General features: G+C 46.7%; 20 protein-coding genes and 1 pseudogene. 13 read left to right on the top strand and 8 right to left on the bottom strand.

Features of this window, described 5'->3' with window-relative positions; genetic code table 11:
• Nucleotides 1-91: 91 nt before the first annotated feature.
• Nucleotides 92-1,159, bottom strand: a complete 1,068-nt coding sequence (locus HRE53_RS15345) for a high light inducible protein (RefSeq protein WP_212664199.1) — start codon at nt 1,157-1,159, stop codon at nt 92-94.
• Nucleotides 1,160-1,412: 253 nt separating this feature from the next.
• Nucleotides 1,413-2,471: a chlorophyll a/b binding light-harvesting protein gene (locus HRE53_RS15340; RefSeq protein WP_212664198.1), complete on the bottom strand. Its 1,059-nt coding sequence runs from the start codon at nt 2,469-2,471 to the stop codon at nt 1,413-1,415.
• Between the two features lie 593 nt (nt 2,472-3,064).
• On the opposite strand from HRE53_RS15340, the gene HRE53_RS15335 reads away from it, so the two are divergent.
• Nucleotides 3,065-3,712 (top strand): biotin transporter BioY, encoded by a 648-nt coding sequence (locus HRE53_RS15335; RefSeq protein ID WP_235107077.1) that lies wholly within the window; start codon nt 3,065-3,067, stop codon nt 3,710-3,712.
• Nucleotides 3,713-3,715: 3 nt separating this feature from the next.
• Complete coding sequence (gene lspA, locus HRE53_RS15330) at nt 3,716-4,204, top strand: signal peptidase II (RefSeq protein ID WP_212664197.1); 489 nt, start codon at nt 3,716-3,718, stop codon at nt 4,202-4,204.
• 19 nt (nt 4,205-4,223) lie between these two features.
• On the opposite strand, the gene HRE53_RS15325 is transcribed toward lspA, so the two are convergent.
• The 3 genes from HRE53_RS15325 to HRE53_RS15315 all read right to left on the bottom strand — a co-directional run bounded on the left by HRE53_RS15325 (nt 4,224) and on the right by HRE53_RS15315 (nt 7,720).
• Nucleotides 4,224-4,943 (bottom strand): TVP38/TMEM64 family protein, encoded by a 720-nt coding sequence (locus HRE53_RS15325; protein ID WP_235107076.1) that lies wholly within the window; start codon nt 4,941-4,943, stop codon nt 4,224-4,226.
• 145 nt (nt 4,944-5,088) lie between these two features.
• On the bottom strand, nt 5,089-5,922 hold the full coding sequence (locus HRE53_RS15320; RefSeq protein WP_212664196.1) for a mannosyl-3-phosphoglycerate phosphatase: 834 nt from the start codon (nt 5,920-5,922) through the stop codon (nt 5,089-5,091).
• Complete coding sequence (locus HRE53_RS15315; protein ID WP_235107075.1) at nt 5,915-7,720, bottom strand: sugar phosphorylase; 1,806 nt, start codon at nt 7,718-7,720, stop codon at nt 5,915-5,917. Before HRE53_RS15315 ends, HRE53_RS15320 begins: the two co-directional genes overlap by 8 nt.
• A 282-nt stretch (nt 7,721-8,002) precedes the next feature.
• Between HRE53_RS15315 and HRE53_RS15310 the strand changes: the two genes are divergently transcribed.
• The 4 genes from HRE53_RS15310 (at nt 8,003) to HRE53_RS15295 (ending at nt 12,972) form a co-directional block, all read left to right on the top strand.
• A complete protein-coding gene (locus HRE53_RS15310; protein ID WP_235107074.1) occupies nt 8,003-9,256 on the top strand; it encodes a glucosyl-3-phosphoglycerate synthase in 1,254 nt (417 codons plus the stop codon).
• Nucleotides 9,257-9,423: 167 nt separating this feature from the next.
• Nucleotides 9,424-10,338: a branched-chain amino acid transaminase gene (locus HRE53_RS15305; RefSeq protein WP_212664193.1), complete on the top strand. Its 915-nt coding sequence runs from the start codon at nt 9,424-9,426 to the stop codon at nt 10,336-10,338.
• A 282-nt stretch (nt 10,339-10,620) separates the two neighbouring features.
• The gene (locus HRE53_RS15300) at nt 10,621-11,055 is read left to right on the top strand and encodes a hypothetical protein (RefSeq protein WP_235107073.1); all 435 of its coding nucleotides are present in this window, start codon (nt 10,621-10,623) and stop codon (nt 11,053-11,055) included.
• A gap of 186 nt (nt 11,056-11,241) precedes the next feature.
• On the top strand, nt 11,242-12,972 hold the full coding sequence (locus HRE53_RS15295) for a M50 family metallopeptidase (RefSeq protein ID WP_235107072.1): 1,731 nt from the start codon (nt 11,242-11,244) through the stop codon (nt 12,970-12,972).
• Nucleotides 12,973-12,987: 15 nt separating this feature from the next.
• Here the strand turns inward: HRE53_RS15295 and cimA are convergent, their stop codons facing one another.
• Both cimA and HRE53_RS15285 read right to left on the bottom strand, forming a co-directional pair.
• A complete protein-coding gene (cimA, locus tag HRE53_RS15290) occupies nt 12,988-14,670 on the bottom strand; it encodes a citramalate synthase (RefSeq protein WP_235107071.1) in 1,683 nt (560 codons plus the stop codon).
• 114 nt (nt 14,671-14,784) lie between these two features.
• Nucleotides 14,785-15,330 (bottom strand): late competence development ComFB family protein, encoded by a 546-nt coding sequence (locus tag HRE53_RS15285; protein WP_212666105.1) that lies wholly within the window; start codon nt 15,328-15,330, stop codon nt 14,785-14,787.
• A gap of 221 nt (nt 15,331-15,551) precedes the next feature.
• Here HRE53_RS15285 and HRE53_RS15280 point away from each other — a divergent pair, with 221 nt between their 5' ends.
• The gene (locus tag HRE53_RS15280; RefSeq protein WP_235107070.1) at nt 15,552-16,409 is read left to right on the top strand and encodes an SDR family oxidoreductase; all 858 of its coding nucleotides are present in this window, start codon (nt 15,552-15,554) and stop codon (nt 16,407-16,409) included.
• Nucleotides 16,410-16,493: 84 nt separating this feature from the next.
• Nucleotides 16,494-17,551: pseudogene (locus HRE53_RS34900) on the top strand (AI-2E family transporter).
• Nucleotides 17,552-17,561: 10 nt separating this feature from the next.
• On the opposite strand, the gene crtR reads toward HRE53_RS34900, so the two are convergent.
• Nucleotides 17,562-18,512 carry a beta-carotene hydroxylase gene (gene crtR / locus HRE53_RS15265; protein WP_212664187.1) on the bottom strand — a complete coding sequence of 317 codons (951 nt, stop codon included), beginning with the start codon at nt 18,510-18,512 and terminating at the stop codon, nt 17,562-17,564.
• 260 nt (nt 18,513-18,772) lie between these two features.
• Between crtR and HRE53_RS15260 the strand changes: the two genes are divergently transcribed.
• The 5 genes from HRE53_RS15260 (at nt 18,773) to rpmA (ending at nt 21,796) form a co-directional block, all read left to right on the top strand.
• A complete protein-coding gene (locus HRE53_RS15260; RefSeq protein ID WP_212664186.1) occupies nt 18,773-19,600 on the top strand; it encodes a COP23 domain-containing protein in 828 nt (275 codons plus the stop codon).
• A 208-nt stretch (nt 19,601-19,808) separates the two neighbouring features.
• On the top strand, nt 19,809-20,411 hold the full coding sequence (gene yqeK, locus HRE53_RS15255; protein ID WP_235107068.1) for a bis(5'-nucleosyl)-tetraphosphatase (symmetrical) YqeK: 603 nt from the start codon (nt 19,809-19,811) through the stop codon (nt 20,409-20,411).
• 92 nt (nt 20,412-20,503) lie between these two features.
• A complete protein-coding gene (rsfS, locus tag HRE53_RS15250; RefSeq protein ID WP_315875740.1) occupies nt 20,504-20,923 on the top strand; it encodes a ribosome silencing factor in 420 nt (139 codons plus the stop codon).
• Between the two features lie 167 nt (nt 20,924-21,090).
• Nucleotides 21,091-21,492 (top strand): 50S ribosomal protein L21, encoded by a 402-nt coding sequence (gene rplU, locus HRE53_RS15245; protein WP_235107067.1) that lies wholly within the window; start codon nt 21,091-21,093, stop codon nt 21,490-21,492.
• Nucleotides 21,493-21,541: 49 nt separating this feature from the next.
• Nucleotides 21,542-21,796, top strand: a complete 255-nt coding sequence (gene rpmA, locus HRE53_RS15240; protein WP_212664182.1) for a 50S ribosomal protein L27 — start codon at nt 21,542-21,544, stop codon at nt 21,794-21,796.
• The last annotated feature ends 72 nt before the right edge of the window (nt 21,797-21,868 follow it).

Raw genomic sequence — 21,868 nt, 5'->3', positions numbered from 1 at the left:
CATGCAAAAGGGCAAGCAGGATGTCCTGCTTGCCCTTGATAACTGATTTAAGGGTCTCTAGTTTAGGTTAACCAGAAACTATCAGGGGGCTTTATTTGGTAAGGGCGTGTAGTTTCTCTCCACGCAGGCCATGCCAAAGGCCACCGCCAACCATCCAAAGAAGTCCAAGAATGAGTTGAAGGGCGGCTGCGCCTCCACGGTCTACTCCATGAAAGATGGGGGGGTAGGCTACATCACAATATTTGATGAAGATGGAGGAGCTAATGCCCATGAATCCAACTGCAGCGACGCTCCAGGAAAGAATGACCTCGCCATTGAGGATTCCTTCGGAGGTGGTCCAACCACCATTTGCGGGTGAGAAGACGGGACGCTTGTTGAAGATGGGGGTAGCTTGACGATAGACGATGTGGAAAATTGCACCGGCTACGTCTAGAGCGCCAACGAGGAAGTGTCCACCAATGACGTCTTCCATGTTGTCGACTGCGGCCATGCCGGCTCCGCTCCAGCCGTTGGGGGTGAATCCGAACAGATAGCCAATCAGGCGAGCAGGATTCAGGTTTGGGCTAATTTGATGAACGGTTTCAGTGTTGATGTCATACATTCCGGTGCCGTAGGCGGCGTTGCCGGCGAAGATTAAGCACGCAACTCCGATGAAGAGTAGGTGATAACCCAGAATGTAGGAGGTGCTCTCAAAGTCTTCCCACTCGTAGTGGAAGCCAGCGGAGGTACTGCCTTCGGGACAGTCACTCAGACGAGCTTCTCCTCGGAAGGTGTGATACAAACCGGCTGCACAACATACGGCGGCGATGAAAAAGTGCAGGACCCCAATTACGAAGAAGGGGTAGGTGTCGACGATCTCTCCACCGGCACCCACGCCAACCCCAAGGGCGGCGAGGTGGGGCATGAATACCATGCTCTGCTCTGATAGGGGAATGCCGGGCTGATAGCGGGCGACTTCTTGAACGATGAAGGCGCCTGGGACAACACTCATCAAGGCTGCGTGGCATTGATGGGCTCCCAAAAGCATCCCTGACAGGTCGGTCATCCGGACGTTGCCGGCCCACCATTGGTTCTCAAAGTTGCTTAATACGGATGTCGGTAATTCGTTCTGGACGGCGGCTACCTTACCGCCTCTTCTTCCTCGTACAGATGCTGTCACAACTGTTTTCCTCTTTTATTTCGGTTAGCTGACAAAAGAACTGTCGGTAACGACAAAATTTTTTATGTGAAGGACTCAACGCTTAGTGATTAGGTTGAGCTAGACATATTAATGTATTCGAATGCTTCTTAATGGAAGAAGAAGTATATACACCGCTAAATATAACGATGCAAAACTCCCGCTCCATCAAAAGTTCAAAAACGCTACATAAAATTTGAGCGCTTTCAAACTTTTGATTAAAGTGAATGTCGTCTTACACTTCAGCCTCGATTTCGATCGGGGTAGTTGTAAAGAATCGAGTCAAAACACGGAAGTCAAAGCCTGAAGACCGCAAACAATGGAATAGGTGTCCTTGTAAGCAGTAGAAAGCCCAGAAATAATGGAAGTTAGAAATCCAGAATCGAGTGGTATGTCCACTAGCAGCAACATCTAAGGTGTCAGCGAAGTTAGGCAAGAAACCTAGATTGGGTTGCAGAACAGGACCAAAGAACTCAACTGGGAAAACAACATCATTGACAGAGCAGAAGTAAGCGGCGTTGAAGCCAGCAAAAGCTAAACCACCTAGCGCATAAGCTAGTAAGGCTTCTGCATTCTTGATGTAGATACGATCGGTATAAGGCCAAGGCTTAACAAGAATGTGGAAAATGCCACCAAAGGTGTACAGTGAACCCACAAACAAGTGACCACCAATTACATCTTCAAGATTGTCAACAAAGTAAGGGTTAAAGCCAGGTGTAGCCCAACCATACTTGAAGAATCTGACGACGTTTAGAGTCGGAGAAATGGCTCTAACTTCGCCAACGTTGGGATCATAGACACCATGAGTCATGGCCCATCCTGCAAAGAGGAAAGTGGCTAAGCCTAAAAAGATTAGGTGGTGACCCAGGATTCGTCCTTGAGTTTCAAAATCGTCCCATTCGAAGTGGAAGCGTTGACCGGCATTGGAGTCACTATCAGAAAAGCTCTTGGGGCCTGTCAAAATGTGAAACAAAGCACCAGAGGCAAAAATTGCTGCAGCAACTAAGTGGATCATTCCAACTGCGAAAGCAGGATAAGTATCAAGAATGACGCCACCTTCGCCAACCCCAAACCCTTCACGGGCTAGTTGAGGTAAGCAAACGAAGTTTTGAGCGTAAACAGGAATATCAGGGTTGTATCTAGATAATTCAAATAATGTAAAAGAACCGGCAAAAAAGCACATGGAGGCAATTTGACCGATGTGAGCTGCTAAAAACTGAGCACTATAGTCTGTATAGCGTGAGTTACCAGCCCACCATTTATATTCAATGTCGCTTTGACCATAAGTTTGCATTGTTAAGCTATCTCCTCCTCTGTTATCGGTGCCACCGTAACTTTATTATCAAACTTAATACAAAATACTATCAGACCTCGCCCGCTAAGTAATGTTAATTTGACTGCAGAGCAGATATACTTAGTGGCTTAATTATGAAGTATCGTTTTCTTACATCCTAACACTGGCAAGTCTTTCATCCAATAAAAGTTCTATAATGCCAACCCATACGTAGGTCTAGAGATGCTAGGTGCTTGTCTATCAGCATCCAATACTCCAAAACGTTGGGCTTACAACGCCAGTGGTTAAGGCAGAATAAAGCCAGTGGATATATATTGAAAGATTGCGAAAGAGAGCAAGATTCAATCCATTAGCCATGAGATAAACAAAGCCATCTCATCCAAAAATTTCCAGGGTTTTAGGGTTTATAAATCGATATAGAATAGCCCTATTGTGATCATCTCAGCTTTTGAAAATTGAGCGAAAGAGAGTCACTGACATTGAATTCCTAGCGATTCAGAATATAAAGAAAGCGTGGTGGTCTTCCTTACGCATAATTGCTTAGCGACAAAAATTTGTACTAGATTGTCCACCACTCCCCTACTCTGTTTCTAATGGATGATCGCATTGCATCTGTGAACTACGATTCCAAATACTCTCTATTGCGTTCCAATCCCGTGCTGACCACTTTTGATGAACTTCTATGGGCAATTATCGGACTCTTGTTAACCATCAATGGAGTTTTCATCGAGGTTGCAGTTCCTGTCCCGTCGACATGGCCCATTGATTGGAATCAGATCGATCTTTATTCCTTAGGCGCAACATTACAAATAGGGGCTGTCTTATTAGTAGGGTGTTTAGGGGGTAAAAATGCAGGAGCACTCTCCCAAATTGCCTATTTAGTCTTGGGGCTGAGTGGTGTTCAAGTTTTCTCTCAAGGAGGTGGCCTAGGTTATATACAAGAACCTACTTTCGGCTATCTACTCGGCTTTTTGCCAGGGGCATGGATGTGTGGATATTTAGCCTTTCGCAGCAAAAAGAGTCGCATCGAGACCTTATTACTGAGTTGTCTGTGTGGACTGCTAACGATTCACTTATTTGGAATTATTTATCTGACTGGCTTATCCCTGTTACAGTTGTCCTCTTTTAGTTGGGGGGCCTCGATCTGGCAGTTTTCGATTTTGCCATTTCCTGGGCAGTTGATTGTAATGTGTGCCTCTGCTCTGATCGCATTTCTGCTTCGACGAATCTTGTTCTATTGACCTATGCGCTGGAAAAAATGGTTGTTTTGGGTATCTGCCCTGTTGAGTGTGGGGGCTGATCAGCTCACTAAGTTTTGGGTCACTCAGAACTTCGAACTACGTAGGCCGCCTGAGTCATGGCCTCTGATTCAGAACGTGTTTCATTTCACTTACGTGACCAATGATGGGGCAGCTTTTAGCCTGTTCAAAGATAGTCCGCTTTTACCTTGGCTATCGTTACTTGTTTGTCTTGGATTAATTGGACTGGGCTTATTTGGACCTCGCTTACCCCAATGGGAACAAGCAGGTTACGGTTTTTTACTAGGTGGAGCTGCGGGGAACGGGATTGATCGAATCTTTTTGGGTGAGGTGATTGACTTTTTAGACTTCCGCCTCATTCAGTTCCCTGTGTTCAACATTGCAGATATTTCGATCAATATAGGCCTAGCATGCCTCTTATTTGCAACTTGGCAAAGTAGTCGTAAAGACTCACGCAAAACACCTACGCCGTAAGTGCTTCATAGCCCTAACATTATGCTGGCTCAATTTTGACAAGTGTGTTGAGACGATCACCTGTGAGACGAATTAAAACGATAGGAAGAACAATGATGCTCATCAAGAGCAGGCCAGTGAGTCCTAGCATCTGAGACGGATCAGCGATACCGCCCATGTAGGTCAGAAGTAACGTGGATGGAATCATGCCCACCAAGGTCGCAGCAGCATAAAGGGGGAATGACAAACCCGCCATTCCAGCACCATAACTGACTAAATCGAAAGAGAGTACAGGAAGTAGGCGGCTGACAAAGATAAACCAGCCCATCAGATTCGTTGCCAAATCAGGAGAAATGGTAATCCTTTTACCCGTTAGGGTTTGGAAGAAGGGTTGTCCGAGATACTTGCCCAAACCATAAGCGAGTAATGCGCCTAAAAATCCGCCGATGATTGTGTATAACCCTGCGGTCAGTGGTCCCCACAATGCGCCCGCTGCGATCGCAAGAGGTGCACCCGGAATTTGACTCGCCACCACCGAAACAATCAGCAACCCGATGTAAGCCACAGGCCCCCAGGGTCCTAAGCGATTTACCAAATCCTGAAATCCCTCCACAGTGAATACCTGCCAATTCAGGGTAGGTAAGTGATCGGTCATGGCTAGGGCACCCAAGCTGATGAGCATCACCATCCCCCCCCAGAACCAGGGAGATAAGTAGCTGCGTTTCACATTAGATTTCAGGGCCAAGGAGCATCCGTTCATGATGATAGGCAGGAAATGAACTAACAGTCATTAGCTTCGCTAAAGTGACTGAGGCTATCCCAACCCTTATCTGAGGAAACGATAAGAACTCCGTGAAAGGCTCTCAGAAATAGCAAGGATGTCAGATCAAAGACATCCCAAATTCCTATGACCAATACTGATCACGCACCTGTGACATCGCCATAGCCCAACCCTGAGCACCTGTAGCCGGTGCGATCTGCCAACCTTGATGGGCTAAACCTGGATGAGGGCCTTCTGCCCCTGGAATCACAATCGGAATATCAACGGCTTCTAACATCGCTAAATCATTGGGACTATTGCCCAGCCCCACGGTCTTAATGGGGGCCTGAAACCCTTGATAGCACTGCACCAATAGCTTTACCGCTTTACCCTTGCCCGCCCCTAAGCCAATCAGGTGACAGAAGCGATCGCCCACCAAGACCTGGAACCCAATCTCAGCAACATGCTGCTCCAAATCAGTAGCGGCTAACCCTGGATTTACAAAAGGCTCTGTAAACTCGCGAGCTTGAGCTTTGAGTACCTCTTCTGAGCGGAGCCCGGTTAATGCGACTAACTCCTCTATACTCATATCTCCAAAGCCCCTGAGAGGCTGGTTGAGCTTTTGGGCCAGGGCTTTTAGCCCTTGTCTAGCCTGATCATAGGTACAGCCTAAATAGAGGCACTGATGCTGTTCCCATAACTGATGAGGGATATCCATTTTGGCAGGATCAAAGCGCTGATCCGTGAGAGGGATAAACACCCCACTCCCGTTTTCAACCACAAAAGGTTCTTCAAAAGAGAGGGATTGAAGCAGATCCTCCACCTCAACCCGCGTTTTACTGGTCACGGCAATGACTGGGATCTGATGCTCTTTCAACCAGGCCAGCATCGGCAAGGCTGCATCATATCGATAATCATCGTGGTTTAAGAGAGTGCCATCTAAATCCGTAAAGACCAAATAAGAGGCAGAGTTAGCCATTATCTGTCTCGACTCCTAAAGTGCAAGTTTGCCCATCCGCTTCAAGCCCCTCAAACTTATTGGTAATCCACAGAGACTGATAGGGCTCCAAGAGCAAAGTGTCATAAATCCCTCGAATACAAGACCCACTAATGAGGTCATACCATGGATCAATAGTGACCAGGTTAAGGTCTGAGAGCTTCAGTTTCTGCTGGCAATCGCTGAGATTATGAATGGAGAAAATGCTCTGATCGCGGGCCATACTCTGCCGCCAAAATGCAAATAACGCTTGATTAGGCAAATGCAGGGTGTATTGAGTGGCGTTGGGATGGAAAGCATCTTGTTGGCGACGAATCTTAATCAGCCGGGTGAGCCCTTTCAAGACAATGGCATGGGGAGACGTTTCATCTGCTAACTGCTGTTCTAAGGCTGGAAGAGACCACTGATGACGATTAATGGACCGCTTGCGCTCCGTACGATGAACATTCTCCCAATCATTATGAGTAGCGAGCAAACTGTGAATATAAAAGGCTGGGATTCCTTCCAAGGACATCATGATCGTTTGGGAACAGATAAAGCGCTCGATCTGCCACTGGTCTTTGCCTTTCGCTGTGCCTCGGAGGGCATCAAAAAAGGAAATATTGATTTCATAGGGTGAATCAATTCCCTCAGCATTGGTGCGCATACTCAGGGTGCCACCAAAGTCTTCCATACAGTGAAGTAAGGTTTGGTACTCTGCTTCGGTCAAGAGACCTTCTGTCGGTCGTAAGCCAATGCCATCATGGGAGGCCGTAAAGTTGAAGTAAGCACATCCCAAAGGGGCTGGGGGCATACTCATCATCCAAGTTTTTAAATGTTCAGCCTTGCCCTGGAGCAACGCATTCAAAATCAAGGGCGGCAGGCTGAAGTTGTAGATCAAATGCGCTTCGTTCCGATTGCCAAAGTAGCTGAGGTTTTCGCGATTCGGCACATTGGTCTCGGTGATCAATGCCACCGACGGATCGACCATTTCCAGGATTTCCCGCAACAAGCGGACCATGGCATGGGTTTCCGGTAGATGAATACAGGAGGTTTCTAACCGTTTCCATAGGTAACCAATGGCGTCCAAGCGGATATACTTAGCGCCCATTTGCACATAAAACAGCAGAATTTTGGCAAATTCGAGCAGCACCTCTGGATTAGCAAAATTCAGGTCAATTTGATCGGCACTAAAGGTAGCCCACACATGCTTGGGACCCGCTAAGGTCTCGACTTCTACCAACAAGGGAGAACTTCGAGGGCGAACAACCTGAGAGACATCCGCACCGGGATCTACTTCGACAAAATAGTCCTGCCCCGGATCAGCACCTTGCAAATAATTCTGAAACCATTGGCTTTGGCTAGAGACATGGTTGAGAACCAGGTCAGCCATCAGTTCAAAGGACTGAGCAATCTGCTGGATATCTTCCCAAGTGCCCAGTTCATGATTGACGGCTTTGTAGTCGATAACCGAAAAACCATCATCAGAACTGAAGGGACAAAACGGTAAGATATGGACCCCAGTGACCACATCTTGCAAATGGGCTTTGAGAAAGTGATCTAATGTCGCTAAGGGAGGGCTACCATTCTGCGGGCGAATGGTATCTCCATAGGTGATTAACAGAATGTTGTCTTGACTCCATTTGTGCAAGTTCTCAGAAATGGAGTCTGCAAAATGGGGTTGTAACAGTTCGAAGAGCTGTTCAAGTATTTGTTCTAGGGAATCTGGACCATAAATTCTTTCCAGCAGGGCTTTCACTTTGATGGTGAAGGCTTGATGCTGTTGAGCTCGATCAATCATGGGTATCCCAAAATAGGCAAATTTTAACGGCTGGGAACTATGGAGCTAGCCTTATCCAAATGAGAAGCGATAATTGTATCGTATGAATCAATTTTTAACTCTACCTCTCTGTTGAGCTTGGTTTGAAGACACCAGTATCTTTGAATACACCTGGCATCAGTTATGTACGCTATTTTGCAGAGATGGATATCAAAAATTTTGTCGTGAAGGTAACATTGGCATACCCCAAAGAATTTAACAATTTATCTAGAAGTACAACCGCTCAAGGATTTAGGTCATTGCATGGACTATAAGCAGGACTTAATCACTACCATTCACGATTTTGATTGTGATTTGGAGTTTTTAGAAACCCGACTCACCGAACTGACTCAGTCAAACCCTACAGCGGTCTTGATTCCTGCCCTCTACTCGGAATTAGAACGACCCGCTTTGGGGCAGATTTGCAATCACCTCAAGGACTGCGCATTTGTCCAAACGGTTGTTATTTGCCTCTACGCCGATAGTCTGCAGCAATATGCCCAGGCTGTTCAATTTTTTAGTGTCCTCCCGCAAAAGACTTATATCATTTGGGAGAATGGCCCCACCATCAGCCAAACCTTAGAGAATCTCAAAGAAAAAGGCTTAGATTTACTCAAATATAAAGGCAAAGGCCGAGCTGTATGGTTGGGTTTAGGGGTCGCTTCTTTGGAAGCCCATGCGATCGCACTTCACGATGCCGACATTACCACCTACGATCGGTCCTACCCTCTTAAGCTGCTCTATCCCCTTCTAGAGAAGGAATTTGGTATTGCCTTTAACAAGGCTTACTACGCCCGCTTAGGTCACTATCCCCGCAGCTTATATGGCCGCGTCACCCGTCTTTTTGTGGCACCACTGCTGACTTCGCTCACAGATTTACTAGGGAATCGGGATTATTTACGATACCTTCATGCCTTTCGCTATCCCTTGTCTGGGGAGTTTGCTTTAACCCATGATTTGGCTTTACAAACCCGCATTCCTGGCAATTGGGGTTTAGAAATTGGCCTGTTGTCGGAAGTCTATCGAAATCTGGCCCACCGTCGTATTTCTCAAATTGATTTAGGGGTGTTTGAACATAAGCATCAACAGCTGGGGACATCCGATCAGTCGGGTCTGCAAAAAATGTGCCGCGACATCTTGGGGTCAGTGCTTCGTACTCTGACGGAAACAGAGCAGGTGGTGCTGACCAAGGATCACATCCATGCTCTACAGGTCAAATTCCGTCGTTCGGCCCAAGATTATGCCCATCAATATTTCATTGATGCCAGCGTCAACAATTTGCACTTTGATCGCCACCAAGAAGAAGTCACCATCGAAACCTTCGAAAAAATTATCTTGGACGGTGGCGAAGCGTACGTTACGGATCCCAGAAGCTCGCAAATCCCTGCTTGGACTAGAGCTTTAGCAGTCATGCCAGACCTGCGAGAACAGCTCCGTGAGGCAGCCATACTAGATGCCGCTGAAGTCAAAGCTCTCCCTCTGCCTGTCACAGCTCCCCAGGCCGTTCATCACAAATAAGGTGGGTTAGTCTCAGAATCTGCCAGAAGTGAAGTGCTGTTAGCTTCTATAGGAGTGTCAGCCTATCGATGTTAGTCTCAATTAGGATGGCGGCAGTTCCATTCCCCAATGGTGGAGGGAAGAATGGATGCTGTCCCACCTAAATTGTTGAAGCATTGATCTGGGTTATGCATAATTTTTTGCCGACTGCCTACTTTGAACATCAGTTTGTCCCCTTCAAAGACGCGAATCTTTCCATTGCTACCCATGCCCTGCACTATGGAACGGGTGCCTTTGGCGGGTTGCGAGGCATCCCTGATCCACAAAACCCCAATCAAATTCTGCTCTTTCGTCTAGATCGCCATTGCCAGCGTCTCAGTCAGAGCGCTCGTTTACTTCACTTCGATTTACCTGCCGACAAAATTGAGCAAATTATCAAAGACTTTGTTCAAAAAAACCGTCCTCAAACCTCTTTCTATATCCGCCCATTTGTCTATACCTCCGACCTGGGGATTGCCCCACGACTCCACAACATCGAAAAGAACTTTTTCGTCTACGGCATTGAGCTCGGTGACTATCTCTCTCCCGATGGTGTAAGCTGCCGCATTAGTTCTTGGTGTCGACAAGAAGACCACAGCTTACCGTTGCGAGGCAAAATTAGCGGGGCCTATATCACGTCATCCCTGGCCAAGACAGAAGCTGTAGAATCCGGGTTTGACGAAGCAATTTTGATGAATGCCCAAGGCAAGGTAAGTGAAGCGTCGGGCATGAATATTTTTATCGTCCGCCATGGCAAAATTATTACCCCCGGCTTTGAACAAGACATTCTGGAAGGAATTACCCGCGATAGTGTCTTGCAATTGGCGCGGGACTTAGGCATTCCCGTGGTCGAGCGTCCGGTAGACAAGTCCGAATTATTGATTGCGGATGAAGTCTTTTTGAGCGGAACAGCTGCCAAAATCACGCCGGTCAAACGGATAGAGAATTACACGACACCCAGTGACCGACCGATTACTGAAAAGCTCAGGGATAAGCTCACAGCCATTACCGAAAACCGCGACTCCCAATATCAGCAATGGGTCTTTCCCATTCCTCTCAATTAGTCTGCCAAAAGTAATAAACAGGTTGAAAGAGTCCATCCTGACTTTACACCTATTAATTTTAGGTGCATAAACTATTGGCCTCTGTGAGTAAACAGTTCCTACTCATAAGTGGCAAGGGTATGCCTTAAATGATCGATTGCCTGAATCCAGGCTGTCATCAAACTAATCCTGAATCTGCAACGGTGTGTAAGCACTGTCAGGCTTCGTTACGATTGTGCGATCGCTACCGTCCCACTTGCCTCCTCGGTCAAGGAGGATTGGGCCGTACCTTTCTCTCCGTCGATGAAAACCAAGCAAATCACCAAACTTGGAAATCATGGCCTCCAAGTATCCGGTACGCCAACAATAGATAAGCTGCGAAGTTTTATCATTCTGGCCTGGGGTGGACCTTACACCGCTTCTGATATCAAAGCCACTCCTGCAAAAACACAACCCAGCAGCAACCCACTAGATGATTTGGGTTTATCCCATATACCCAATCAGTTGCCAAACGTCAAAGTTGCACCGCATATCGTCGTCACAAACTATTGCGAAAGCTTACAACCCAGTCAGAAGCTACCCCCAAAAGCTGATTTACCTCAACAACAACCCCATACCTACAAAGACTGGCCTTGTCCAGAGGGCTATACCTTTGCCTTCACCGCTTTAGAAGTCATCAGCAAGTTAGCAGCAACCCAAAGCCCTAGCGTACTTTTTCAATTGCCACCATCAGATTAGCGTCCCCCAAATTTATTCACTCATGAAGCATTCAGAGTGGAGTTCATCTAGCAAAAAGCCAGTCCAGAATAGCTTTTGGGAACTATAACAATAGGCTAATTCTGAACAGTCAACGGGACTAATTGCGTTTCTCGCTCTGATTAGCTTCATTCCTGCTCCATATTCAAAACCAATACGCCTACTCTTATGCCAGCCACTTTACGCATAGATCACCAATTCTGGGTGCAATGGATTCTGTGCAATTGTTTGGTATATGGCCTAGGTGCGGGCATACCAATATTACTCACGGAAGTTCAATCTACACCAAATTATGCGAGCAATATTGGCTATGCCGTAATACTCACGGAGTTATGGGTTGGAGTGACACAATGGCTGATGCTACGTCAAAAGTTTGCCATACCTGCAAAGTGGATTTGGTTGAGCTTTGTAGCATCTGTCGTCTCTTTTCAACCATACATTCACGCTGCAGGCCAATTCTCTCCCTCACGTGCCATACCTCTCCTTTGCCTTTACCCAATCTTCATCAGCCTTAGTCAGTGGTATGTTCTGCGTCAAAGGTTTCAGCCTGCATGGAGTTGGGTGCCAACAAGCTGTTTTGGATTAATATTTGGAGGATTACTAGGGTTTTTTCTGGGCACTTATATCCATGTGTGGTGGAATATCACGTTTGGTTTATCTGCTCTAGTAGGTGGTTTGGCCTGTGGCTTAGTTTATGGAATCATTACAGCCTTTGATCTTCGCCATATCACTCAGCAAAAATACACTTCTCCAAAACCATCAGAGCCAGCGTCCAAGTATGACAATCCGCCAAATCACAAAACGTGGGTCGACTCTGTCATTATCTCCTTACCGCTGCTAGTCATTATGGGCGGGTGGTGGTGGTTATTACCGCCTGTACCTTCAACTGAACTCCCTTCCATTGTTAAACTATTCATTTTTCTAGGAATTTTCTATCTCTACCAATATTTCGCAATCTTCATCCATGAACTGGGCCATTACTTATTTGCATGGGCAAATGGTTCTAAACTCTACCGTTTCGCCATTGGACGGTTGATCCTTATTCAGACAGATCAGGGTCTAAAATTACGTCGATGCCGTCGACAACTTGCAGGAGGTTTTGCTGAGCCTATCCCGACATCACTACATCGATTAGACAGACAACTCTTTCTCCTGATTATGGGTGGACCTGCTGCCTCATTCTTATTATTTTGTTTCGGCACCCTTCCCTTACTATCACCCACTTTAATCCGTCACTCTCCTATCGTTTGGTGTTTGACCTTTATGTCTGGCATCAGCTTACACATGGCTATTTTCAACACTATTCCAATTAAAATCGGTTACTTTTCAACCGATGGTCGTCGGATGCTCGACTTGGCAAAAAAAAATATCCCTGGTCAAAGGTTCTTGGCTGACTATCAATTCAACGCTTATCTGCTCCAAGGCATTCGCCCAAAAGATATCGATCCAGACCTAAAAACTCGATTATTGGCACTGCCCGAAAACTCTATGGATCATATTTCGGGCCTGATCATGGCCTATTACATGGCCTTAGATCAAGGTCAAATCCAACAGGCAGGAGATTATCTCGATCAGGCATTGAAAATCAATGCCTACTATCCTGAGCTCTTTCGTGCCTCTTTACTGCTGGAAGGGGCTTACTATGAAGCACATATTCGTCAGCATCCTGATGCAGCAAACCAATGGCTAGACCAAATCCAAGAAAAAATTTTGATTGCTCCTTCAACACTCCTCAGAACTGAAGCCGCGATACATCTAGCTGAAGGAGACAAAATATCTGCTCAGACCAAAGCTGAAGACAGTCTGGCCATCTTGCAAAAGCCTCAATTCTTGCCTGGCTTTACAGTGTTTGAACAAGATCGGCTTCAGATGCTCCTCCAAGACCTAGCCACCTCATAACCCCTAGACCAAACGTTAAACCGGAGCTGAATTTAAATCATTCAAAATAGTTCTAATGCCAATGGGACATTCATCCGAATCCTTCAAGCAAGGGCGCAGCAGTCCATATTCAATGCCTTCTGCCACAGCTTGATAGGAAGCCCCAATAATATTGGTGGACACCCCTACCGTAGTCCAACGATTCTGACCATCCGTCGATTCCACCAGTACACGGGTCTTTGCCGAAGTCCCTCGTTTACCATCCAAAATTCGGACTTTATAGTCCGTGAGCTGAAACTGAGCAATGCTGGGATAAACATCCACTAGAGCCTTCCTCAAGGCCGCATCTAAAGCGGATACCGGTCCATTCCCTTCTGCAGCCGTTAAAATTTCTTGAACACCGACCACCACTTTTACCGTTGCTAATGCAGTGCTGCTAAAGCCGCCTTGTTGACGAGATTCGAGAGAACCACAGTAGCAATGCACATCAAAGCCATGGAGTTCGAACAAGCTAGGTCGTTGTTCCAGCGCTTGTCTGAGCAGCAATTCAAAACTCGCTTCTGCCGCTTCAAATTGATACCCTTCATGCTCCAGCTCCTTAAGCTGTTGAAGGAGCTGTCGACTCACCGGATTTTGCTTATCCAGGGCAATACCACAATGATTGGCCTTCTCCAGAACATTACTCAGGCCAGACTGCTCAGAAATCACAATCCGTCGCTGATTCCCCACCGTCTGGGGCTCAATATGTTCATAGGTTTGGGGATCTCGCTGTACTGCACTCACATGAATGCCCCCTTTATGAGCAAAGGCAGACAAACCCACAAACGGTGCATGATCATCAGGGGCAAGGTTGACTAGCTCACTAATCAAGCGGCTACTCGGCGTCAGTTCAGCTAACTGCTCCGGCTCCACACAGCCATAGCCCAATTTCAATTGCAAGTTGGGTATTAGAGTACAAAGATTGGCATTTCCACAGCGTTCTCCATAGCCATTAATTGTCCCTTGGACCATTTCAGCCCCTTGCTGAACCGCAGCTATTGCATTCGCGACAGCCGTACCCGAATCATTATGAGTATGAATCCCAATTTGGGTCGCACCCTGCAAGTCTTGAATCACCTGCCTGACTGCTTGGACACTTTCAGCAACCTCATGGGGCAGTGTGCCACCATTGGTATCACAAAGTACAACCCACTTGGCCCCTGCCTGAACCGCTGCTTGAATCGTTTCTAGAGCATATTCCGGGTTGTGCTTATATCCGTCAAACCAATGCTCTGCATCATAAATAACCTGTCGATCCTGCTGGCACAGATAGTTAATAGAATCAGCAATCATCGCTAGGTTTTCACCCAGGGTGGTTTTGAGGCCCGCCGTAACGTGAAAATCCCAAGATTTACCAAATAGGGTTATCCACCGCGTTTCTGCCGCTAAAATCGGTCGCAGGATTGGATCTTCAGCAGCCTGGCTTCCTGGACGACGGGTCGAACAAAACGCAACGACCTCGGCCTGGCGAAGGGGCAAAGTCTTTAATTTCTGAAAAAACTGTTCATCTTTCGGATTTGCCCCCGGCCATCCCCCTTCAATAAAAGGGATGCCTAGCTTATCCAGCTGCTGAGCAATCGTTAATTTATCTTCAACGGATAGAGAAATACCTTCTCTTTGAGCACCGTCCCGCAGCGTTGTGTCGTAAATCCATAGGGGAGAACGGTGTTGAATATTCATGGGCAGAAATAGGCCAAAACTTCTGATTCAAAGCTCAAGCTAGAATTAGATTGATTAATTCTAGAGCCTCAGCGTATCAGGGAAAGGCCGCATAATCCTGAAAGCAATCTTTATTTAGCTTTTGACAGGCTGCTCATAATCAGGGGCATAAGCTTGCAGCAAAGAGCTGACTTGACCCAGTAAATCTTTTTGATGATCGGACTCTAGCGCATGGCGATCAGGATAGAAGTCAGGCTGATCGAGGTTGCGGGAAATAGCTGTTTCCACCTGCTGAATGATCAGATCCAGAAGCTCTTGTCTCGCCCGTTGGCGCTGATAGTTCGCCCCTTCTTCCGTTGTGGCATAGAGGGGCGGCAGACGGTTGAGAGCATAAGCCGCAATATCGCCCAAGTCCAAGGTGTGATCGCTAGTCGCTTCAATCTTGGACACACGGGTTATCGCTTCAGTCAGCACCAGTTCTTCCATGACATTGATGAACTGTTTACGAGGTACCGCCACCACTTGACCAGTGAGCAGAGCCCCCATCAAGCGATCAAGGGATTGATATTCTTCAACAGCTAGCTCGGAGGCATTATCACAGATCCGGCCAACCTCTGCTTCCATGGTGGGAGTCAGATAGCCGTTTCTCATTGCCTGTTCAACAATTTCACCAATAGTCATCGTTGCAGTCATCTTCTGTGCAATTTCTAGTTGAAGTCTTGCTCTTAGTCTGCCCAGATTTTTACACAAACACAAAGCAATGTTTAAATCTAAGAGACGATTCTTGAGAGAAAAAGTCTATGTTTAACATTACGTAACTACGAGCCACTCCAAAGAGGCCAATTGTTAATCTCTTAAGCCACTCGTTCTTAGGATATTCGTCTCCCCATCAGAGAGCATGTATGACTGATATGAAATTACTCATTCTAGGTTGTGGCTATACAGGGCTGCGATTAGCAGACCGACTGACTCAAGACAATATTAGAGTACATGTCACCAATCGGAAGGGGGATCTTGCCGGGCAATATGCTTTTCTTTTTGCCCATTCCCCAGATACCGGTCCTGTCTTACCCCCTGCTGCTGCCTATGAGGGCATTACACATGTCCTAAGTAGCATCCCTCCTGATAAACAAGGCCATGATCCCGTCGCGATGCATCTGCTATCAATGCTAGAAAAGCTACCCTTACAGTGGTTTGGTTACCTTTCTACTACTGGTGTCTACGGCGATTCCCAAGGAGCATGGGTGGATGAAGCGAGTCCCGTCAATCCTAAGTCGGTGCGATCGCAAAACCGTGTCAACGCCGAAACCCAATTTTTACAGTCTTCACTCCCCACCCACATTTTCCGTCTACCAGGGATTTACGGCCCAGGTCGAAGTATCCTAGATCGCCTTAGAAATGGCACAGCTCGCAATATCTCCAAACCCGGACATGTTTTCAGCCGTATTCATGTGGATGACATCGTTCAGACCGTCTTTAAATCAATGCAGCATCCCCAACCCGACTCCATCTATAACGTGGCGGATGATCTCCCTTCAGAACCCATTACTTTAATTGAAGAGGGCAGCCGATTACTCGGCATTACGCCCCCACCTGCTTTAGCCTATGGCGATGTCCAGATGAGTCCAATGGCTCAGTCTTTTTGGCAAGAATGCCGACGTGTCAGCAATGCCAAAATCAAAACAGACTTAGGGATACAGTTACTCCACCCCTCCTACCGAGAAGGATTGCAGTCCATACGACTGCTGGAAGCGCTCTAAGATTCAACCTATGTCTTTTATGTAGGATTTAACGACTTCTCAGCCTATCGTGCAATAGTTGAGTAGATCGTCCTGCTGTTCTCTATGCCTGCTCCCTATCGCAAATACTTTTTGAATCGCTTAACGAACTCTGTTCTAGTTCGTTTTTTGCTCTTATTTGCTGCAAGCTGGGCCACATTGCAAGTCTTTGCCTATTTTCAGGGCATTCTACTGATTTTTATCTTTGCCGCAATCCTGGCATTTCTGCTCAACTATCCAACCCAATGGTTACGAAGATTTCTACCTCATGGAGTCGCCGCCACTGTTGTATTTATGGTGGGATTGCTACTGCTGTTTGGGCTCTTGATTACTGTCCTATTTGCGGTTCTATCCCAGGGTCAAGAGCTCGTCAATAGCGTCACTGAATTCTTGAACGCAATGGAACAGTTAAGTCGTGAAGCCGAACAAATATTGGCCGCTCGCGATGTCCAGATTGATTTTGGCGCGATTGAAGCTAAGTTCCGAGACCAGGTCATCGAAAGCATTGGCTCTAGTGTCGGGGTGATTCAAGGCATCGTTAACAACTTAATCGACCTCATCCTGATCGCAGTCGTTAGCTTTTTTATGCTGCTAGATGGCGGTCGCATTTGGAAATGGTTGCTCAGAGGGCTCCCAAAAGCCTCCCGTGCCCGATTCACGCTAGCCATGAAACGCAATTTTCTAGGTTTCTTCTGGGGACGCTTTTTATTGGCGTTATTTTTCGCAGTATCCAGCTTTTTTTGTCTTTTTTGAGTCTGGGCGTCCCAGTCCCCCTAATTTTGGCGGTCGTTGCTGGCGTCTTTGATATGATTCCAGGCATTGGGGCAACGATAGGGATTGGGGCAATTTCCCTAGTTCTCTTACCTCAAGGGTTATGGAGGGCCATGCAGATCCTGATCGCTTGCATTGTCCTGCAACAAATCGAAGAGAATATTTTGATGCCCCGAGTCATGCAGAACTCACTACAGATGAACCCGGTTGTCCTATTTTTTGCTTTGTTAATCGGGAGCCGATTAGCAGGACTAGTGGGTTTATTTTTGTCGATCCCCATCGCTGGGGTTCTACTGAGTCTCTTGGAAGGTGAAGAGGATGATGATAAAGACTTTTTTGGTGAAATTTCTTAAGTTCTCAGAACTATACAGATTCCACTAACTGGAGTTCTGATTCTGTCTGTGTAGCGTCAACCATTCCTTCCAATGCTTCAGTCGAAACCGTATGTTCAAATCGAACCCCTAAGAAGAAGTCATAAACAAATCCTAGAAATCCTTTGCGCTGGAAAATGCCAATTCGTTGATGGCAGTTTTTCTCGTCCAGTAGGGGCCTGACTGCATGATAAGCAGGTTCACACTTATACCAGGGAATAGAAGGCCATAGGTGATGGATTAGATGGTAGTTTTGCCCCAGAATCAACACGTTCAAGACGGGGTTGGCATAAACTCGGGCATTGCGCCATCGATTACGTTCATGAAATGGGCGATGGGGGAAATAGTCAAAAAAGAATCCTAGAGTCGTTCCCACAATGAGTGCTGGCACAAACCAGAAATTCAGCACGTAGTGTATAAAGCCAAATTTACAAGCACAGACAATCAAGGTAACAAGATATAGGCGGCTTAAGAACCATTCTAGAAGCTCAAACTTACGCCATAGGCGACGTTTAAAGAAAAAGACCTCATGGTAGAAAAAGCGGGGCGCAATCAGCCACAGGGGGCCACCTGTTGACACGTAGTGATCGGGATCGTTATCAGGATCGTTGACAGCAGCATGGTGCTGAAGATGGACTCGCGTAAATACCGGAAACGCAAACCCTAAGATCAATGCACTGCCATGACCTAAAGCAGCATTAACAATGCGATTGTGGTGAGCCACTTTATGACAGGCATCATGAATGACTGTGCCGGCAAAATGCAGGGCTAAGGTATTTGCCACAAAAGTGCACCAACCTGGCAAAGACAGCTGGTAGTGAGCGTAGGTCGACCCTAGCAAAAGTGCTAATGCACCAAAGAACAACAGCAGGGTTGGATTGAATGATCCGGGCGGGCCAAGAAAATGGAATGGGACCGACTTGGGCGTTACCTTTGCTGTCATGTAAGGGCTATCCTTGCTCCGGTGGAATCGATCGTTAGAAGTATACGACAATTACAATAATTAATAAAGTTTTGTGACATTCCCTGATGCTGGGTGGAACATTGTCACCATCCAATGGTCATTACGGGATATATCAAGTTTTACATCAAAAATCTGAAGCAATGTTGTCATCGCTATTGATTCAGATTACCCACGTTCGTGTTTTTGGGCTCCAGAAGATCTGGATGTCCTTGTTTTAAGGAATTTTGAGGTGCACTCCTATGGCGACTTTGAGGGTTGATCAACGCGCAATTCGCATCGCAGCCCACTCTAGTTTGGGGATTGCGATCGCACTCCTCAGTACCGGGTTAAATCCCAGTCTGGCTCAAGACAGCTCAGTCGACGATATCCCTGAAGTTGATCCCGATACCAGCGGGCGAGTCGATCCCGACAACTCAGACGCAGATATCCCGACTGACACTCCAGATATTACCTCTAGCACTCGCTTTTTCTGCCAATATACCGGCGGTGACTATACCGTCATGTACAACCCCAAAAGCCGTCCTAATGAAGCATTTGCTTGGGCAGTGCCGGCTGAAATGGGAGGAGGTTGGACCCCCGAACTTCGTTGCCAAGAAATTGCCCGACGATTAGAAGAATATCGTCCTGACGGTTTGCTGGAGCTACAAACGGGAACAGAGAATGGCTATAACACCGTTTGTGCCACATCCGAAGCAGATCAAAGCTGCCGCATCGTATTCACTGTTCCTCGGGGGCAAGATGCAACCACAACTCGCAATGCCGTGTTTGATAATCTAACCGTTGCCAACAGTGGCGAAGCCACTCAAGGGGTCAATACTTTCGCTGGCAATGGCGGCAATGATTCCTTAGGACAAATTGTTAATATTGGTCGCTCACTCTTTGGCAAACGGAATCGTCCCCAAAGTGGCGCACAGTTTAGGGCAGGGATGAATCTCAGACCTCATCTTGACCCCACAGATGGGGGCACCGGCAAAGCCTTCCGTAAAGGAGTACCCATCACAAAACAGCAGAATCGCACCCGAAACAACAGCAAAGGATTGAAATTACAGCCCGATCAATTCCGCTAAGCCACACAATGACTTGAGTTTGAGAGTGCATCAACCTCTCTAGACAAATATTTGACGAGCCTTGGTATAACTACCAAGGCTTTTTCGCTACAGCCCCACTCTCCAATTAGGATTGAAATGAGGTGAATTTTCTATAGGTTCAATATGATTGGGTCCGTCAGGACTATGATCCTGAATCAAGTTTGATATAAGCCATTGATCTGAAACCATGACATCTGCGAAACCTCATCTTGCTCCTTGGGACAGAAATAATGTTCTCCAATGGCTCAGGAAGAATGTCCCAGAGATCCGAATTCAACATATTCTGAGAGTCGAAACCATGGCCCGAGACTTGGCTCAGCGACATCAGCTGGATCAAGAGCAAGCTGCAAAGGCAGGTCTAATGCATGATTTAGCAAAGTATTTCCCTCCAAAGCAACTCTTGGAGCTTGCCCGAAAACACCAGCTTCCCATTGATTCTATTGACAAAGCCAATCCTCACTTGTTACATGCCCAAGTCAGTGCTGTAGTAGCCCAAGAAACCTTTGGTATTAAAGATTCTGACATTCTAGCTGCCATCAGCAACCATACCCTGGGTCAGCCCCAGATGAGCGATTTGAGCTGCGTTGTCTTTCTCGCCGATAGTTTAGAACCAGGGCGAGGCGATCGGCCCAAAGTACAGGTCGCCCGCGAGATGAGTTACCAGAACCTTCACCATGCCGTAGCACTAGTCTGTGATCTAACCCTGAAACACTTAGTGAAAACCCAACGCCTAATTCACCCTCGCATGGTGCTCACTCGAAATTGGGCTTGGCTGGAAATTCAATCCTAAAGACACATCATCTTGAGGTTCAGCAATCTTGACATTCAACTCAAATTTCCTAAGTTAAGGTGTAGAAGATAGCTCTATAACTTTTCAATCTTTTGGTTTCTCATTCTTCTGGACAACCAACCCTGAATACTCCCTTATCCAATTCGCAAGACCTAGCCCAAACCTTAGCTTTATGTTTGGCTGAATCAGCTGATGACCGCAAAGGTGGCGATATTGTGGTGTTGCAGGTTGCGGATGTCTCTTTTATTGCCGATTATTTTGTGATCGTCACGGGCTTTTCTCGCACCCAGGTCAGAGCGATTACTGACTCCATGGAGAAATCTGCGGAAGACAGTTGCAATAGGCTCCCCATTCGTCAAGAAGGGAAAGCTGAAGGTACATGGGTCTTGCTAGACTATGGCGACGTGATTTCGCATGTACTCATGCCAGAACAGCGGGAATACTATGATTTAGAGGCATTTTGGGGACATGCAGAACGCCTGCCCTTATCCTTTCACCCCCCTTCTGAGTAACTAAGGTTGTCTTTGTGATTAGCAGTTGACAATCTACCCTAAAATTTTGAATACTAGATATTCGGCATACTTTTGTTCAGCTCGGATCAGGTCCATGCCCTAAACGCTGATGCTCAAGCACAGAAAGAGGATCAGATACCTGTACGGCTTATTGAGGCTCAAATCAAATGACTTTTGCAATTATCGAAGCGGGTGGAAAACAGTTAAAAGTTGAACCCGGTCGATTTTATGACGTTGATCGTTTAGCAAACGATACAGATACAAAGCTATCCCTTGATCAAGTGTTACTCGTCCATGATGGAAACGAGGTCACAGTTGGTCAACCCTTAGTCAAAGGGGCCACCGTTGAAGTGACGGTGATGCAGCATCGCCGAGATCGCAAGATTATCGTTTACAAGATGCAGCCTAAGAAGAAAACGCGAAAGAAGCGTGGGCATCGTCAAGAATTGACCCGATTAATGGTGGATGCAATTCACCTAGATGGCAAAGCCATTGGCGAAACAAAAGCCAAGAAATCTAAAACTAGTGAAGAAGCAGTGGCTGTTGAAGCAGAAGTCGTTGCAGACTAGTCATTCCCAATAATCTCAAATCTTACCCTGAAGCATTCACGAGGAAATTATGGCTCATAAGAAAGGAACTGGTAGTACCCGTAACGGACGGGACTCTAACTCTCAGCGTTTAGGAGTTAAGCGCTACGGCGGTGAAGTGGTCCGTGCAGGCAACATCATTATTCGCCAACGAGGCACCAAGGTTCATCCTGGCAACAATGTGGGTCGCGGTAGTGACGACACTTTATTTGCCACAGTTGATGGCGTTGTGACCTTTGAGCGCAAAGGTAAATCCCGCAAAAAAGTCAGCGTCTATCCCGCATAGAGCTGCACTCTCTAACACACTTGTAGAATTTAATAAACGAGCTGTTCACTTTTCTGTAGCAGCTCGTTTTTG

This window comes from Acaryochloris sp. 'Moss Beach' (assembly GCF_021497025.1).
Lineage (GTDB): Bacteria > Cyanobacteriota > Cyanobacteriia > Thermosynechococcales > Thermosynechococcaceae > Acaryochloris > Acaryochloris marina_A.
The sequence above is the reverse complement of the archived record's forward strand: the minus strand, read 5'-3'. Positions and strand labels throughout refer to the sequence as shown.